13 protein-coding genes are annotated in these 15,563 nt (G+C 73.6%); 8 read left to right on the top strand and 5 right to left on the bottom strand.

The window, feature by feature from the left end; all coding sequences use genetic code 11:
* Positions 1-25: 25 nt before the first annotated feature.
* Positions 26-496: a hypothetical protein gene (locus ACI795_RS03010; protein ID WP_457073728.1), complete on the top strand. Its 471-nt coding sequence runs from the start codon at positions 26-28 to the stop codon at positions 494-496.
* Positions 493-1,662 carry a zinc-dependent alcohol dehydrogenase gene (locus ACI795_RS03005; protein WP_457073727.1) on the top strand — a complete coding sequence of 390 codons (1,170 nt, stop codon included), beginning with the start codon at positions 493-495 and terminating at the stop codon, positions 1,660-1,662. The genes ACI795_RS03010 and ACI795_RS03005 overlap by 4 nt, the downstream gene beginning before the upstream one ends.
* Positions 1,663-1,730: 68 nt before the next feature.
* Here the strand turns inward: ACI795_RS03005 and ACI795_RS03000 are convergent, their stop codons facing one another.
* Positions 1,731-3,638, bottom strand: coding sequence for an MDR family MFS transporter (locus tag ACI795_RS03000; RefSeq protein ID WP_457073726.1), 1,908 nt, complete (start codon positions 3,636-3,638; stop codon positions 1,731-1,733).
* Complete coding sequence (locus tag ACI795_RS02995) at positions 3,635-4,168, bottom strand: MarR family winged helix-turn-helix transcriptional regulator (protein WP_457073725.1); 534 nt, start codon at positions 4,166-4,168, stop codon at positions 3,635-3,637. Before ACI795_RS02995 ends, ACI795_RS03000 begins: the two co-directional genes overlap by 4 nt.
* 185 nt (positions 4,169-4,353) lie before the next feature.
* Here ACI795_RS02995 and hrpA point away from each other — a divergent pair, with 185 nt between their 5' ends.
* Positions 4,354-8,313: an ATP-dependent RNA helicase HrpA gene (gene hrpA, locus ACI795_RS02990; RefSeq protein ID WP_457073724.1), complete on the top strand. Its 3,960-nt coding sequence runs from the start codon at positions 4,354-4,356 to the stop codon at positions 8,311-8,313.
* Between the two features lie 22 nt (positions 8,314-8,335).
* On the opposite strand, the gene ACI795_RS02985 is transcribed toward hrpA, so the two are convergent.
* Positions 8,336-8,704: a hypothetical protein gene (locus ACI795_RS02985; protein WP_457073723.1), complete on the bottom strand. Its 369-nt coding sequence runs from the start codon at positions 8,702-8,704 to the stop codon at positions 8,336-8,338.
* Positions 8,705-8,904: 200 nt separating this feature from the next.
* Between ACI795_RS02985 and ACI795_RS02980 the strand changes: the two genes are divergently transcribed.
* The 5 genes from ACI795_RS02980 (at position 8,905) to ACI795_RS02960 (ending at position 13,263) form a co-directional block, all read left to right on the top strand.
* On the top strand, positions 8,905-9,309 hold the full coding sequence (locus ACI795_RS02980) for an ATP-binding protein (RefSeq protein ID WP_457073722.1): 405 nt from the start codon (positions 8,905-8,907) through the stop codon (positions 9,307-9,309).
* A 73-nt stretch (positions 9,310-9,382) separates the two neighbouring features.
* Positions 9,383-9,538, top strand: coding sequence for a hypothetical protein (locus ACI795_RS02975; RefSeq protein ID WP_457073721.1), 156 nt, complete (start codon positions 9,383-9,385; stop codon positions 9,536-9,538).
* Positions 9,539-9,686: 148 nt separating this feature from the next.
* Positions 9,687-11,972: a xanthine dehydrogenase family protein molybdopterin-binding subunit gene (locus ACI795_RS02970; RefSeq protein ID WP_457073720.1), complete on the top strand. Its 2,286-nt coding sequence runs from the start codon at positions 9,687-9,689 to the stop codon at positions 11,970-11,972.
* Positions 11,972-12,454, top strand: a complete 483-nt coding sequence (locus ACI795_RS02965; RefSeq protein WP_457073719.1) for a (2Fe-2S)-binding protein — start codon at positions 11,972-11,974, stop codon at positions 12,452-12,454. The genes ACI795_RS02970 and ACI795_RS02965 overlap by 1 nt, the downstream gene beginning before the upstream one ends.
* Positions 12,451-13,263 (top strand): FAD binding domain-containing protein, encoded by an 813-nt coding sequence (locus ACI795_RS02960; RefSeq protein WP_457073718.1) that lies wholly within the window; start codon positions 12,451-12,453, stop codon positions 13,261-13,263. Before ACI795_RS02965 ends, ACI795_RS02960 begins: the two co-directional genes overlap by 4 nt.
* A 28-nt stretch (positions 13,264-13,291) precedes the next feature.
* On the opposite strand, the gene ACI795_RS02955 is transcribed toward ACI795_RS02960, so the two are convergent.
* Both ACI795_RS02955 and cysD read right to left on the bottom strand, forming a co-directional pair.
* Entirely contained in the window at positions 13,292-14,578 is a 1,287-nt protein-coding gene (locus ACI795_RS02955) for a sulfate adenylyltransferase subunit 1 (RefSeq protein WP_457073717.1), read from the bottom strand.
* Positions 14,578-15,498: a sulfate adenylyltransferase subunit CysD gene (gene cysD, locus ACI795_RS02950; RefSeq protein WP_457073716.1), complete on the bottom strand. Its 921-nt coding sequence runs from the start codon at positions 15,496-15,498 to the stop codon at positions 14,578-14,580. The genes ACI795_RS02955 and cysD overlap by 1 nt, the downstream gene beginning before the upstream one ends.
* Between the last annotated feature and the right edge of the window lie 65 nt (positions 15,499-15,563).

Here is a 15,563-nt window from a genome sequence, read left to right as displayed (position 1 = left end):
AGGCCGCTCGGGTACGGGGCCGGTCATGGACCTGTCCAAGATCGTGGCCCGCGCGACCGGCCTGGCCGGCGAGGCCGGCAGCGGCGCGCTCAAGCAGCTGCAGCACCTCCGGGTGCCCGGGGTCGGTCAGACCTCGGTCACCGACGACCCACGGACGGCGGCCCGGCGCTGGCGGGCGGTGACCGTGCTGACCGACGTCGAGGCCCTGCGCACCACACCGCCCGCGCCGCTGGCGGCCTTCGGCGACCGGCTGGAGGTCCGGGTGACCCCCGCGCCGGGCGACCGCGGTGCCGAACTGGCCGCCCGCTTCCGCGGCCCGGTCACCGAGGAGGAGATCGGCGAGCTGCGCTCCGCGCTGCGCCAGGCCAAGCAGCTGGTCGAGGTGGGCGAGGTGCTGCGCAACGAGCCACAGCCGCACGGCCACCGCAAGCAGACGCCGCAGGGCGAGGCGCTCGACGGGATGACGGCCCAGGCCGGCAAGGAGGGTGTGCTGTGAAGGCTGCGACCTGGACCGGGGTGAACGAGGTCTCCGTCGAGGAGGTCCCCGAGCCCACGCTGCTCAACGACCACGACGTCATCCTGAAGATCAGCCAGTCGGTCACCTGCGGCTCGGACCTGCACCTGCTGGGCGGGTACATCCCGTTCATGCGCGCCGGCGACGTGCTGGGCCACGAGTTCATCGGCGAGATCGTCGAGGCCGGTCCCGCGGTGCGCGACCGCAAGGTCGGTGACCGGGTCGTCGTCGCGCCCTTCGCCGCCTGCGGCAACTGCTGGTACTGCACGCAGGAGCAGTACTCGCTCTGCGACAACGGCAACGCCAACCCCGGGATCACCGAAGGGCTGTGGGGCCAGAGCCCCGGTGGCTGCTTCGGCTACTCCCACGCGATGGGCGGCTACGCCGGCAGCCACGCGGAGTTCATGCGGGTGCCCTACGCCGACGTCGGCACCTTCGTCGTCCCGGAGGGCGTCTCCGACACCCGGGCGCTGTTCGCCTCCGACGCCGCGTCGACCGGCTGGATGGGCGCCGACCTGGCCGGCACGAAGCCGGGGGACGTCGTCGCGGTGTGGGGCGCCGGCGGGGTCGGGCAGATGGCGGCCCGGGCGGCGATGCTGCTGGGCGCCGAGCAGGTCGTCGTCATCGACCGGGTGCCCGAGCGGCTGGCCCAGGTGCGTGAGCACGTGGGCGCCGAGACGGTCGACTACACCAGCACCGACGTGCTGGCGGAGCTGCGGGAGCGCACCGGCGGCCGCGGTCCGGACGTCTGCATCGAGGCGGTCGGCATGGAGGCGCACAGCCCCGGCGCGCCGGGCATCTACGACCAGGTCAAGCAGCAGCTGCGGCTGCAGACCGACCGGCCCACCGCGCTGCGCGAGGCGATCCTGGCCTGCCGCAAGGGCGGCTCGGTCTTCAGCCTCGGTGTCTTCGCCGCGATGGTGGACAAGTTCCCGATGGGCGCGGTGATGAACAAGGGCCTGACCCTGCGCGGAGCCCAGGTGCACGCCCAGCGCTACATCCCGGAGCTGCTGGAGCGGATGGCCCGCGACGAGCTGGTCACCGAGCACCTGGCCACCCACGTGCTGCCGCTGAGCGAGGCGCCGCGGGGCTACCAGATGTTCAAGGACAAGACCGACGGCTGTGTGCGCGCGGTCTTCCAGCCCTGACCGGCCCGCGGGCCCGATGACGACGGCCCCCTCCCGCAGTGGCGGGAGGGGGCCGTCGTCGGTGGGCCTCAGTCGCGCGGTCGGGCCACCCCGTCGGGCAGGTGGTCGGCCGGCAGGCTGGCCAGCCCGGTCGGCTGGTCGGGTGCCGCCTCGTGCCGGCCGCCCTCGGCCCGGTCGTCGTCGGCCTCGGTGGCCTCGGCGGCCTCGTGCCGGCCGCCGCCCTCGGGCAGCCGCCGGTCGGTGCGGTCGGCGTCCTCCACCGGCGGCGGGGTGGACGTCGGCGCCGCGGCCCCGGCGGCGTGCGCGCTCGCCAGCGCCGGGTCGTCCTCGCCCGCGCCGGTCTGCTGCGCCTGGATGCCCGACTGGGTGCGCAGGGCCAGCTGGGGCAGGAAGAGCAGCACGAAGAAGCCCAGCGCGACCACGCCCGCCGCGATCAGGAAGACCAGGTCGATCGAGTCGGAGAAGCCGGTCTTGAACGGCTGCGCCACGGCGCTGGGGAGCTGCTGGATGAACGAGGTGTCCGACAGGTCGGTCGCGTTGCCGGCGGCCGCCTGGAGCTGGGGTGCCAGTTCCGGGTCGGCCGCGGCGGCGTCGGAGACCGCGCTGCCGATGTCGGTGGGCAGCCGGGTGAACAGCACCGAGAGGAAGACCGCCGTCCCCAGGGTGCCGCCCATCTGCCGGAAGAACGTCACCGACGAGGTGGCGACGCCGATCTCCCGCGGGCTGACCGCGTTCTGCACCGCCAGGATGACCGGCTGGAAGTTGAAGCCCAGGCCCAGCCCCATCAGCGTCATGAACGGGAACATCACCAGCACCGAGGTGTCCGCGCCGACGATGAACGACAGCGACACCAGGGCGGTGACGATGAAGACCACGCCGACCAGCGGGAACAGCTTGTACTTGCCGGTGCGGGCGATGACCTGGCCGGCGATGACCGAGCCGGCCATGATGCCCAGCACCAGCGGGATCATCTCCAGCCCGGCCTCGGTGGGGCTGGAGCCCTGCACGATCTGCAGGTACTGGGGCAGCAGCAGGATGCCGCCGAACATGCCGGCGCCCAGCACGATGCTGCTGAGGCTGCTCACCGCGAAGGTGCGGTTGGCGAACATCCGCAGCGGCAGCAGGGCGTCGTCCCGGTAGGCCCGCTCGGCGAGGACGAAGAGCACGAACCCGACGGCCGCGAGGGCGTAGCAGGTCAGCGCGCCGGTGCTGCCCCAGCCCCAGGTGCGGCCCTGCTCGGCGACGATCAGCAGCGGGACGAGGAAGAGCACCAGCGCGAGGGCGCCCGGCCAGTCGATCCGGTGGTCGCGGCGGGTGTGCGGCAGGTGCAGCACCCGGAACACGACGACGAGCGCCAGGGCGCCCAGCGGCACGTTCACGTAGAAGATCCAACGCCAGCCGGTGATGCCCAGGATCGAGGACTGGCCGGAGAGGAACCCGCCGATGACCGGTCCCAGCACGCTGGACGTGCCGAAGACGGCCATGAAGTAGCCCTGGTACTTGGAGCGCTCCCGCGGCGGCACGATGTCGGCGATGATCGCCAGCGCCAGCGACATCAGCCCACCGGCGCCGACGCCCTGGACAGCTCGGTAGGCGGCCAGCTGGTACATGGTGTCGGCGAGGCCGCACAGCGCCGAGCCGACCACGAAGACGGCGATGGCGAACAGGTAGAACGGCCGGCGGCCGTACATGTCGCTCAACTTGCCGTACAGCGGTGTGGTGATCGTGGAGGTGATCAGGAAGGCGGTGGTCGCCCACGCCTGCAGGTCGTAGCCGTTCAGGTCGTCGGCGATCGTGCGGATGGCGGTGGAGACCACGGTCTGGTCCAGCGCGGCGAGGAACATGCCGAGCAGCAGGCCGCCCATGATCGTCATGATCTGCCGGTGGGTGAACACCCCGGCGGCGTCGGGTGCCGCCGCGGCGGCGCGGGCACCGCGACGGTCGGCCACGGGCGCGCGGTCGCTGGTCTGGGTCATCGGTCCTTCTCGAGGGAGTCCACGGCGCCGCCGGTGGCGGAGCCCAGGGTGGGGAGGTGGTCGGTGAGGTCCTGCACGAACCGGCGCAGCTGGGCGGTGAACCCGGCCAGCTCGCCCGGTGCCCAGTCGGCGGTCACCTCGGTCAGCAGCGCGTCGCGCTCCTGCCGGAGCTGGTCGAGGACCGCCTCGCCGGCCGGGGTGATGACCAGCCGGCTGACCCGGCCGTCCTGTTCGTCGGCGACCCGGCGCACCAGGCCGGTGTCGACGAGCAGGGTGACGTGGCGGCTGACGGTGGAGGGGTCGGCGTGGACCAGCTCGGCGAGCGCGCCCTGGCGCAGCGGGCCGAGGCGGGTCAGCGGGAACAGCAGCACGTGGGCGGCGCGCTCGCGCGCGTCACCGCCCGTCGAGCCGGTCGGGCCGGCGGCCTTGAGCGCGTGCATGACGCGCATCAGGCGGGCCAGCTCGTCGGAGAGGGACGTCGGCGTCTCGGCGGCCGGCGTGTGGTCCGTCGCGGACGCGAGGTCGGTCACGGCGTCTCCGGTCGTCGTCGGGGGTGCGGACGGCGCCGCGCTGCGCCAGGAACAGTTGCACTCTACAAACCGTTGCGCCATGCATGCAACAAGTTGCGTCGAGCATGCAGTGTGATGCGGGCGACGTCCGGGCCGGAGATGGGACGCTGGGGGGCGCCCGCACCGGAGAGGAACCCCGAACGACCGTGAGCACCCCGCACGACGAGCTGCGCTCGCGGCTGTCCGCGCTGACCCTCGCCGACGAGCACCGGCTCCGCCGGCGCCTCGACGGCACCCGCCGCACCAAGGACCCGGCCGCCCGCGCGCGCCAGCGTGAGCGGATCGCCGAGGACGTCGTCGCCGCCGAGGCCCGCATCGCCGCCCGGCGCGCCGCCGTCCCGGTGCTCGGCTACCCCGACGAACTGCCGGTGAGTCAGCGGCGGGACGACATCGCCGCCGCCGTCCGCGACCACCAGGTCGTCGTCGTCGCGGGGGAGACCGGCTCGGGCAAGACCACCCAGCTGCCCAAGATCCTGCTCGAGCTCGGCCGGGGCGTCCGCGGCCGGATCGGGCACACCCAGCCACGGCGGATCGCCGCCCGCACGGTGGCCGAGCGGATCGCCGAGGAGATCGGCACCCCGCTGGGCGACGTCGTCGGCTGGAAGGTGCGCTTCACCGACGAGGTGGGCGACCGGACGCTGGTCAAGCTGATGACCGACGGCGTGCTGCTGGCCGAGGTGCAGCGCGACCGGATGCTCCGCCAGTACGACACGATCATCATCGACGAGGCGCACGAGCGGAGCCTCAACATCGACTTCCTGCTGGGCTACCTGGCCCGGCTGCTGCCCCGCCGCCCCGACCTCAAGCTGGTCATCACCTCCGCGACGATCGACGTCGACCGGATCGCCAAGCACTTCAGCGTGGACGGCGCCGAGGTGCCCGTCGTCGAGGTCAGTGGGCGCACGTACCCGGTGGAGGTGCGCTACCGGCCGGTCGTCGACCCCGACGACCCGGACGCCGACCCCGACCGCGACCAGGTGAGCGCCATCGTCGACGCCTGCACCGAGCTGGTCGCCGAGGGCCCCGGTGACGTGCTGGTCTTCCTCGCCGGCGAGCGGGAGATCCGGGACACCGCGGAGGCGCTGGGTGGCGTGACGGAACGGTCCGGTGCGCCCATCGACGTCCTGCCGCTCTACTCGCGGCTGTCCGCGGCCGACCAGCACAAGGTCTTCCAGCCGCACACCGGCCGGCGGATCGTGCTCGCCACCAACGTCGCCGAGACGTCGCTGACCGTGCCCGGGATCAAGTACGTCGTCGACCCGGGCACCGCGCGGATCTCCCGCTACAGCCATCGCACCAAGGTGCAGCGGCTGCCCATCGAGCCGATCAGCCAGGCCTCGGCCCGGCAGCGGTCGGGGCGGTGCGGCCGCACCAGCGAGGGCATCGCGATCCGGCTGTACAGCGAGGACGACTACGACGCCCGGCCGGAGTACACCGACCCGGAGATCCTGCGCACCAACCTGGCTTCGGTGCTGCTCCAGATGGCCTCGCTCGAGCTGGGCGACGTCGCCGACTTCCCGTTCATCGACCCGCCGGACCGCCGGGCGGTCGCCGACGGCCTCGCGCTGCTGGAGGAGCTCGCCGCCCTCGACGGCGAGGGCCGGCTGACCGAGACCGGCCGGGCGCTGGCCGCCCTGCCGCTGGACCCGCGCATCGCGCGGATGGTGGTGGAGGCCGACCGGCGCGGGGTGCTGGAGGAGGTGCTGGTCATCGCCGCCGGGCTCACCGTCCAGGACGTGCGGGAACGCCCGGCCGAGCACCAGCAGGCCGCCGACGAGATGCACCGCCGGTTCGCCGACGAGAACTCCGACTTCCTCGCTCTGCTCAACCTCTGGCGGTACCTGGGGGAGCAGCAGGGCGAGCTGTCGGGCAACCAGTTCCGCCGCACCGTGAAGCGGGAGTTCCTGCACTACCTGCGCATCCGGGAGTGGCAGGACCTGCACGGCCAGCTGCGCAGCACCGCCCGCCGGCTGGGCATGACCACGGGGGCCCTTGCCGAGGCGCCCGACGAGCGCGGCGTGCACGCCGCCCTGCTGGCCGGGCTGCTCAGCCAGGTCGGCGTGCAGGCCGAACCGGCCAAGAACCGCGACGGCAAGCCCGGGCGCCCCGGCCGCGAGTACCTGGGCACCCGCAACACCCGGTTCGTGATCGCCCCCGGCACGCCGCTGGCGAAGAAGCCGCCGCGCTGGGTGGTCGCCGCCGAGCTGGTCGAGACGAGCCGGCTCTTCGCCCGCACCGTGGCCCGGATCGACCCCGAGGTGGTCGAGCGGCTCGCCGACCACCTGGTCAAGCGCACCTACAGCGAGCCCCGCTGGGACGCCAAGCGCGGGTCGGTCGTGGCCACCGAGCGGGTCACCCTCTACGGGCTGCCGCTGGTCGTGGGCCGGCGCGTGCAGTACGGCTCGATCGACCCGGTGGTCTCCCGGGAGCTGTTCATCCGGCACGCCCTGGTACAGGGGGAGTGGACGACCCACCACCGGTTCTGGGCGGAGAACCAGGCGGCGATCGAACGGGTCGCCGAACTGGAGGAGCGGGCCCGGCGCCGGGACATCCGGGTCGACGACGAGACCGTGTTCGAGCTCTACGACGAGCGGGTCCCGGCCGACGTCGTCTCCACCCGGCACTTCGACCGGTGGTGGAAGGAGGCCCGGCGGAGCCAGCCGGACCTGCTGACCTTCACCCCGGAGATGCTGACCAACGCCGCGGTGGCCGGGCAGGTGCAGGTCGAGGACTACCCCGACCAGGTCGAGCTGACCCAGGGGCTGACGCTGCCGCTGTCGTACGCGTTCGACCCCGGGGCGGCCGGGGACGGCGTCACCGTCGACGTGCCGCTGGGCGTGCTGGACGCGGTCGCCTCGCAGACCTCCGGCGCGTCGCTGGCGTTCACCGTGCCGGGGCTGCGCGAGGAGCTGGTCACCGAGCTGCTGCGGTCGTTGCCCAAGCAGCTGCGCCGCGGGCTGGTCCCCATCCCCGACCGGGTGCGGCAGGTGCTGCCGCTCATCGACCCGACCGAGCCGCTCCTGCCCGCGCTGGAGCGGGAGCTGCGCCGGGTCACCTCGGTGGTCATCCCGCCGGACGCCTGGCAGCCCGCGGAGGTGCCGGCGCACCTGCGGGCGACCTTCCGGGTGCTCGACGACCAGCAGCGGCCGCTGGCCACCGGCAAGGACCTCGCCGCACTGCGGGCGCAGGTCGCCCCGCAGGCCCGCGCCAGCCTGGCCCGGGCCGCGTCGACGTACGAGCGCACCGGGCAGACCAGCTGGACCTTCGGGGAGCTGCCCCGCTCGGTCGAGGTCCAGCGGGGTGGGCACGTCGTGACCGCCTTCCCCGCGCTGGTCGACGAGGGCGACACGGTGGGGGTCCGGGTGGTCGCCACCGAGGTCGAGGCGACCCGGCTGAGCTGGCGCGGTGCCCGGCGCCTGCTGCTGCTCGCGGTCGGTTCGCCGGTGCGGCAGGTGGTCAAGGGGATCGGCCCGCGCACCCGGCTGGCGCTGCAGTTCAACCCCGACGGGGAGATCCCGGACCTGGTCGCCGACTGCGCCGACGCCGCGGCCGACGAGCTGGTCGCCGCAGCCGGTGGCCCGCCGCGGGACGAGGCGGCCTTCGCCGCGCTGGTCGAGGCGGCTCGCGCCCAGCTGCTGCCGCTGACCAGCGACGCCGTCCGCCGGGTCGAGGCGGTGCTCACCCAGGCCAGGGAGGTCGCCGTCGCGATCGGCGCCGCACCGGGGCGGCGGGTGCCCGAGGCTGCGATCGCCGACCTGCGCCGGCAGATGAGCGGGCTGCTGCACAAGGGCTTCGTCGCCGCGGCCGGCCGGAACCGGCTGCCTGACCTGACTCGCTACCTGACCGCGATGGCGTACCGGCTGGAGCGGCTGCCGGCCAACGCTGCCCGGGACGCGCTGCTGATGGACACCGTCGCCGCGGTCACCGCCGAGTACGAGCAGCTGCGTCGGCAGGTACCGGCGACCGGAGCGCCCGACGACCCGGTGGCGCGGGTGCGGTGGATGGTCGAGGAGCTGCGCGTGGGGCTGTTCGCCCAGGCGGTCGGCACCCGGCGGCCGGTCTCCGAGCAGCGGATCTACAAGGCCATCGACCAGGTCCTGGGCTAGGCCGGACCCGGTCCCGCGCCGCTCAGTCGGTCTCGGCGGTCCCGGAGTCCTTGAGCAGCGCAGAGACCCGCTGCCGGCTGACGCCGAACATCGCCGCGATGCGGTTGATGCTCACGTCCTCCGACTGCAGCGCGGCGGCCTGCTCCCGGCGCCAGTCGGCCCCGGCCGTGGACAGGGTGGCCAGCACGCTGCTGAGCTGCTCGACGATCAGCGGCCGGTCCTCGTCGGTGACGATCTCGGTCCACGAGTGGCCGGCCCGCCGGTTCTCCAGCAGCACCTCGGCCCGCTTGCGGGCCTGCTCCAGTTGGGTGGTGCACGCCTCCAGCTCCTCCATCAGCGTGCACAGTGCGCGGGTCGCGTCGTCCTCGGCCGGGACGTCGGTGGCGCTCACGGTGATCTCCTGGTGCTCGTGCGGCAGGGCGGAGCCCCGTCGTTCGATTGCACACTACCCGACTGAACGGCCGTTGCGTGCAATGGCCAATGCGTGCAATCCCTCCTGCATGCAATGGGGGTTGCGAAGCGCTCCGCCGAGTGTCATGGTTGGCCATCCGGTTGTCCCCAACCTATCCGCGACGGCTGAGACGAGAACCCGTGTCCACCTTCACCGCCAGCGTCGACCTGCCCGTGATCGCCACCAGCGTGCCCCTGGTCCGCCGGCTGGTCCGGGACGTGCTGCGCGCCTGGGAGGCCCCGCAGGACCGGGAGGACGTCGAGCTGCTGGTCACCGAGCTGGTGGCGAACGTCGTCGACCACGCCGGGAGCGGCTCGTTCACCCTCGAGCTGACCCTCGGTGGCGCGTGGCTGCGCGTCGCGATCGTGGACGGGTCCGCCGTCCGCCCGATCGTGCGCGAACTCGACCACGACGCCGAGCGCGGCCGCGGCATGCGGCTGGTGGACGCGATCGCGCACCGCTGGGGCGTGGAGGACCACCGGGGTGGCAAGCGCGTGTGGTTCGAGCTGGTCCCGGCCGCCGTCGGGGAGCCGCCCGCCGGATGACCGCCGGGTTTGCGCCCCTGGGGCAGCGGGGAGGGCCGCTTCGACAGCAGTCCAGTGGACGACGGGAGTCGAGATGACCGAGCCCAGCAACGTGCACCCGGCCGGCGAGGAGCTGACCGACGAGGAGATGGTGGAGGCCGTGGCCGGCTCCACCGACAGCGCCTCGGAGAACGCCGACCGCGCCGGCCGCGACTGGGACGGCGACCCCTCGCAGGCACCCCAGCAGTGAGCGCACCGGCTGCGGGCGCACCGGGCCCCGCAGCCGGTCGGCACCCCGGGCCGCAGGTCCCTCCCGTCAGGCGGTAGTGCGCTGTGGCGGTGCTCACATGATGTGCCACCGTGTGCCGGTCCCCGTCGCCGTCGACGAAGGCAGGCGCATGAGCATCCTCGGCACCCGGGTCGTCCGCACGGAGGACCCGCTCTTCCTCACCCGCGGGGCGGTCTACACCGACGACCTCACCGACGAGCGGCTCACCGGCGCCCTGCACGCCACCCTGGTCCGCTCCACCGTGGCGCACGGCCGCGTGCTGTCGGTCGACGCGTCGGCCGCGCTGGAGGCCCCCGGCGTCGTCGCGGTCGTCACCGCCGCCGACCTGGCGGACCTGGCGCCCATCCCGACCGGGTTCCCCTTCGTCCACGAGGCGTTCACCCGCCCCTGGCTGGCCGCGGACGTGGTCCGTTTCGTCGGTGACGTCATCGCCGTCGTCCTCACCGAGGAGCGCTACCAGGGTGAGGACGCCGCCGAGCTGGTGGCCGTCGACATCGACCCGCTGCCGGCCGTCGTCGGGACGGCGGCCGCGGCCACCGACGAGGTGGTGCTCTTCCCCGAGGTCGGCACCAACGTCATCGCCTCCTTCGGCGAGCCCGTCCCGGACGACTTCTTCGCCGGCTGCGAGGTCGTCGTCCGGCAGCGGATCGTCAACCAGCGCGTCGCGCCGGTGCCGCTGGAGACCCGGGCGGCCTCCGCCGCCTGGGGCGAGGACGGCCGGGTCACCCTCTGGTGCTCCAACCAGGGCGCCCAGCTCGCACAGGCGGAGATCGCCGGCTGGCTGGGCCTGGACCCGGCGCTGGTGCACCTGATCACCCCCGCCGTCGGCGGGGGCTTCGGTGCCAAGATCGGCGCCGACCCGGAGTTCGCGCTGGTCGCGCAGCTGGCCAAGCTCACCGGCCGCCCCGTGCGGTGGGCGGAGACCCGCTCGGAGAACCTGGTCGGGATGCTGCACGGCCGCGGCCAGGACCAGGTGGTCACCATCGGCGGTCGCCGCGACGGCACCGTCGAGGCGTACAGCCTCGTCATCGACCAGGACGCCGGCGCCTACCCGCGCCTGGGCGTCGTCCTGCCCACGCTGACGATGATGATGGCCCCGGGCGTCTACGCCTTCCCGCGGGTGCACGCCCAGGCCCGGGTGCTGGCCACGACCACGACCTCGATCGGGGCCTACCGCGGGGCCGGGCGGCCGGAGGCGACCGCGGCGGTGGAGCGGGCGGTCGACCTGTTCGCGAGCGAGATCGGCATGGACCCGGCCGAGGTCCGCCGGATCAACCTCCTCCCGCCGTTCGACACGCCGCACACCACGGCGACGGGCGCGACCTACGACAACGGCGACTACGCCGCCGCGCTGGAGAAGGCCCTCGACGCCGCCGGCTACGCGGAGCTGCGGGCCGAGCAGGCCCGCCGCCGGGCGGCCGGTGAGGTCCGCCAGCTGGGCATCGGGCTGTCGGTGTACGTGGAGATCACCGGCGCCGGCGGGGAGTCCGGCGCGCCGACCGAGGACGCCAGCATCGAGGTGCACCCCGACGGCACCGCGACCGTGCTCACCGGCACCTCCCCGCACGGACAGGGCCACGCCACCGCCTGGGCGATGATCGCCAGCGACCAGCTCGGCATCCCGGTCGAGAAGATCACCGTGCTGCACGGCGACACCGACCTGGTGCCCAGGGGCGGCGGCACGATGGGGTCGCGCAGCCTCCAGCAGGGTGGCGCCGCGGTGCACCAGGCCGCCGGGGAGCTGGTCGAGGTCGCCCGCGCCCGGGCGGCCGAGCGGCTGGAGGTCGATCCGACCGACCTCGTCGTCGACCTCGGCATCGCCGGGCTCGCCGTCCGCGGGGCCCCCGGCACCGGGGTGAGCTTCGCCGAGCTCGCCGCCGACGAGCAGCTGCTGGTGCGCACCACCTTCAGCGCCGCGGCGCCCACGTTCCCGTTCGGCGCGCACGTCGTCGTCATCGAGGTCGACGTCGAGTCGGGCAAGGCCGAGGTGGTGCGGGTGGTGGCCGTCGACGACGCCGGGACCATCCTCAACCCGCTGCTCGCCGACGGGCAGCGGCACGGCGGCCTCGCCCAGGGCATCGCGCAGGCGCTGCTCGAGGAGGTCCGCTACGACGCCGACGGCAACCCGACCACCTCGACCCTGGCGGACTACCCCTTCGTCTCGGCGACCGAGCTGCCCAGCTTCGAGCTGGTGGAGATGGCCACGCCCACCCCGGTGAACCCGCTGGGCGCCAAGGGCATCGGTGAGGCCGGGACCATCGGCTCCACCCCGGCGACGCAGAACGCCGTCATCGACGCCGTCGCCCACCTCGGCGTCCGGCACGTCGACATGCCGACCACGCCCATGCGGGTGTGGCGTGCGATCCGGCAGGCCGCTGGCCAGGGAGGCAACTGATGCAGGTCACGATCACCGTCAACGGGCAGCGGCGCACCGACGAGGTGGAGCCGCGGCTGCTGCTCGCGCACTACCTGCGGGAGACCTGCGGGCTGACCGCCACCAACATCGGCTGCGACTCGACGTCCTGCGGAGCCTGCACCGTCGTCGTCGACGGCCTGACGGTGAAGAGCTGCACCGTGCTCGCCGTGCAGGCCGACGGGGCGCAGGTGACCACCCTGGAGGGGCTGGCCGGGCCGGACGGCGAGCTGCACCCGGTGCAGGCCGCCTTCCGGGCCGAGCACGGCCTGCAGTGCGGCTTCTGCACCCCGGGCATGGTGCTGGCCGCGATCGGCGTGCTGGCCGACAACCCCGACCCCAGCGACCGGGAGGTCCGCGAGGGACTGGAGGGCAACCTCTGCCGGTGCACCGGCTACCACAACATCGTGCGCGCGGTGCAGACCGCGGCGCAGGCCGGCCCCGCCGCCGGCCGGGTGCCGTGATCCCCGCCCCGTTCGACCTGGTCCGCGCCCGGTCGGTCGAGGAGGCGCTGGACGCGCTGGTCGAGCACGGCGACGACGCGAAGGTGCTGGCCGGCGGCCACTCGCTGCTGCCGCTGATGAAGCTGCGGCTGGCCGTGCCCGCCGTGCTGGTCGACATCAGCGGCATCCCCGACCTGTCCTACGTGCGGGTCGAGGGGGAGGAGGTGGCGATCGGGGCGGGCACCCGGCACTTCGAGCTGCAGCGCTCCGCGGTCGCCGGCGCCGAGGTCCCGCTGCTGCCGCACGTCGCCGGCCGGGTCGGCGACCCGCAGGTGCGCCACCGCGGCACCCTCGGCGGCACCGTCGCGCACAGCGACCCGGCCTCGGACCTGCCGACGGCGCTGCTGGCACTGGGCGGGACGGTGGTGGTGCAGGGGCCGGCCGGCCGGCGGGAGATCCCGGTGACCGGGTTCTGGCTCGGGTTCTTCGAGACCGCGCTGGAGCCCGACGAGCTCGTGGTGGAGCTGCGGGTGCCGCGCACCGGCACAGCGGGCTGGGGGTACCAGAAGTTCACCCGCCGGGAGAACGACTGGCCGATCGTCGCGGCCGCGGCGGTGCAGGGGCGGGTGGCGCTGGCGAACATGGCCGGTGCCGTCGTCCGGGCCACCGCGACCGAGGAGGCGCTGGCCGCCGGGGCGTCGATCGCCGAGGCGGCCGAGCTGGCCGACCAGGGGCTCTCGCCGTCGGCGGACATGCACGCCGACGCCGACTACCGCCGGCACCTGGCCCGGCTGCTCACCCGCCGAGCCCTGGAGCAGGCCGTCCCCTGAGGGCGGAGATGGCCGTTCCTGCCCTTCGTCAGCGGGCGGGGCTGAGCATCCCGGCGCCGACGGTGGCGTTGGTGGCCTCGTCGATGAGGATGAACCGACCGGTCGCCCGATTGCGGTGGTAGTCGTCGACGAACAGCGGCTGAGTGCTGCGCAGCGTGACCCGGCCGATGTCGTTGAGCCCGAGACTGGCCGCCTCCGGGTCGCGGTGCAGCGAGTTCACGTCCAGCCGGTACTGCACGTCCTTGACCATCGCGCGCACCGAGCGGGTGGTGTGCTTGACGGTCAGCCGCTGCCGGGCCTGCAGCGGCTGGTCGGACATCCAGCAGACCATCGCGTCGAGGTCCTGCGTGACCTGCGGGGCGTTGTGCGGCCGGCAGATGAGGTCGCCGCGGGAGACGTCGAGGTCGTCGGCGAGCCGGACGGTGACCGACATGGGTGGGAAGGCCGCGTCGACCGGGCCGTCGGGGCCGTCGATGCCGGCGATCGTGGTGGTCAGCCCGCTGGGCAGCACCTGCACCTCGTCGCCGGGGCGCAGCACCCCGCCGGCGACCCGGCCGGCGTAGCCCCGGTAGTCGTGGAACGCGTCGGACTGCGGGCGGATGACGTACTGCACCGGGAACCGGGTGTCGACGAGGTTCCGGTCGCTGGCGACGTGCACGTGCTCGAGGTGGTGCAGCAGCGAGGTGCCCTCGTACCAGGGCATGTTCGCCGAGCGGGTGACCACGTTGTCGCCCTGCAGCGCCGAGATCGGGACGACGGTCACGTCGGGGACGTCGAGCTTGGTGGCGAAGGCGGTGAACTCCTCGCGGATGCCCTCGTAGACGGCCTCGGACCAGTCGACGAGGTCCATCTTGTTCACCGCGACCACCAGGTGCGGAACCCGCAGCAGGGAGGCGAGGAACGCGTGCCGGCGGCTCTGCTCGACCATGCCCTTGCGGGCGTCGACCAGCACGATCGCCAGGTCCGCGGTCGAGGCGCCGGTGACCATGTTCCGGGTGTACTGCACGTGCCCGGGGGTGTCGGCGAGGATGAAGGTGCGCCGCGGGGTGGAGAAGTACCGGTAGGCGACGTCGATGGTGATGCCCTGCTCGCGCTCGGCCCGCAGCCCGTCGGTGAGCAGCGCCAGGTCCACGTAGTCGCCGCGGCTGGCCCGCTCGATCGCCGCGTACTGGTCCTCGAACACCGCCTTGCTGTCGAACAGCAGGCGCCCGATCAGGGTGCTCTTGCCGTCGTCGACCGAGCCGGCGGTGGCGATCCGCAGGATGTCCCTGCGGGCGGTGGCCAGCTCGGCGGCCGCCTGGGAGAGAGCGCTCATCAGAAGTACCCCTCCTTCTTGCGGTCCTCCATGGCGGCGTCGCTGACCTTGTCGTCCCCGCGGGTGGCGCCGCGCTCGGTCAGCCGGGTCACCGCGATCTCGGCGATGACCTCCTCGACCGAGGTGGCGGTCGAGCGGACCGCAGCGGTCAGGTTCGCGTCGCCGACGGTCCGGTAGCGGACGCTCTCGCGCAGCACCTGCTCACCCTCGCGCGGGGTGATGAACTCGTTGACCGCGTAGAGCATCCCCTGCCGGTCGACGACGTCCCGCTCACGCGCCAGGTACAGCGGCGGGATGGCGATCTCCTCCTGGGCGATGTAGCCCCAGATGTCCAGCTCGGTCCAGTTGGACAGCGGGAACACCCGGATCGACTCGCCGAGGTGGATGCGGCCGTTGTAGAGGTCCCACAGCTCGGGGCGCTGGTTCTTCGGGTCCCACTGGCCGAACTCGTCGCGGAAGGAGAACATCCGCTCCTTGGCCCGGGCCTTGTCCTCGTCGCGGCGGGCACCGCCGAACAGCGCGGTGAAGCCGTGCTGCTCCACGGCGTCCAGCAGCACCGGGGTCTGGATCCGGTTGCGCGAGCCGTTGGGCTCCTCGCGCACCGTGCCGGCGGCGATCGCGTCGGGCACCGAGGCGACCACGAGCTCCACGCCCAGCTCGGCGACCCGCTTGTCGCGGAACTCCAGCACCTCGGGGAAGTTCAGCCCGGTGTCGACGTGCATCACCGGGAAGGGGATGCGCGCCGGGGCGAACGCCTTGCGGGCGAGCTCCAGCATGACGATGGAGTCCTTGCCGCCGGAGAAGAGCAGCACCGGGCGCTCGGACTCCGCGGCCACCTCACGCATGACGTGGATGGACTCGGCCTCCAGCGTCTGCAGCTGGGTGAGCCGGTGGTCGGTCAGTGAGTCGAGCGGCGTCACGCTGTCGAGCTCCCGGGGACGGCAGGCAGGGGCACGTGCGCCGTCAGGGAACGGCGTCACTTGTG

The organism is Modestobacter sp. SYSU DS0290 (assembly GCF_054050955.1).
This window is presented reverse-complemented; position numbering and strand designations above follow the sequence as displayed.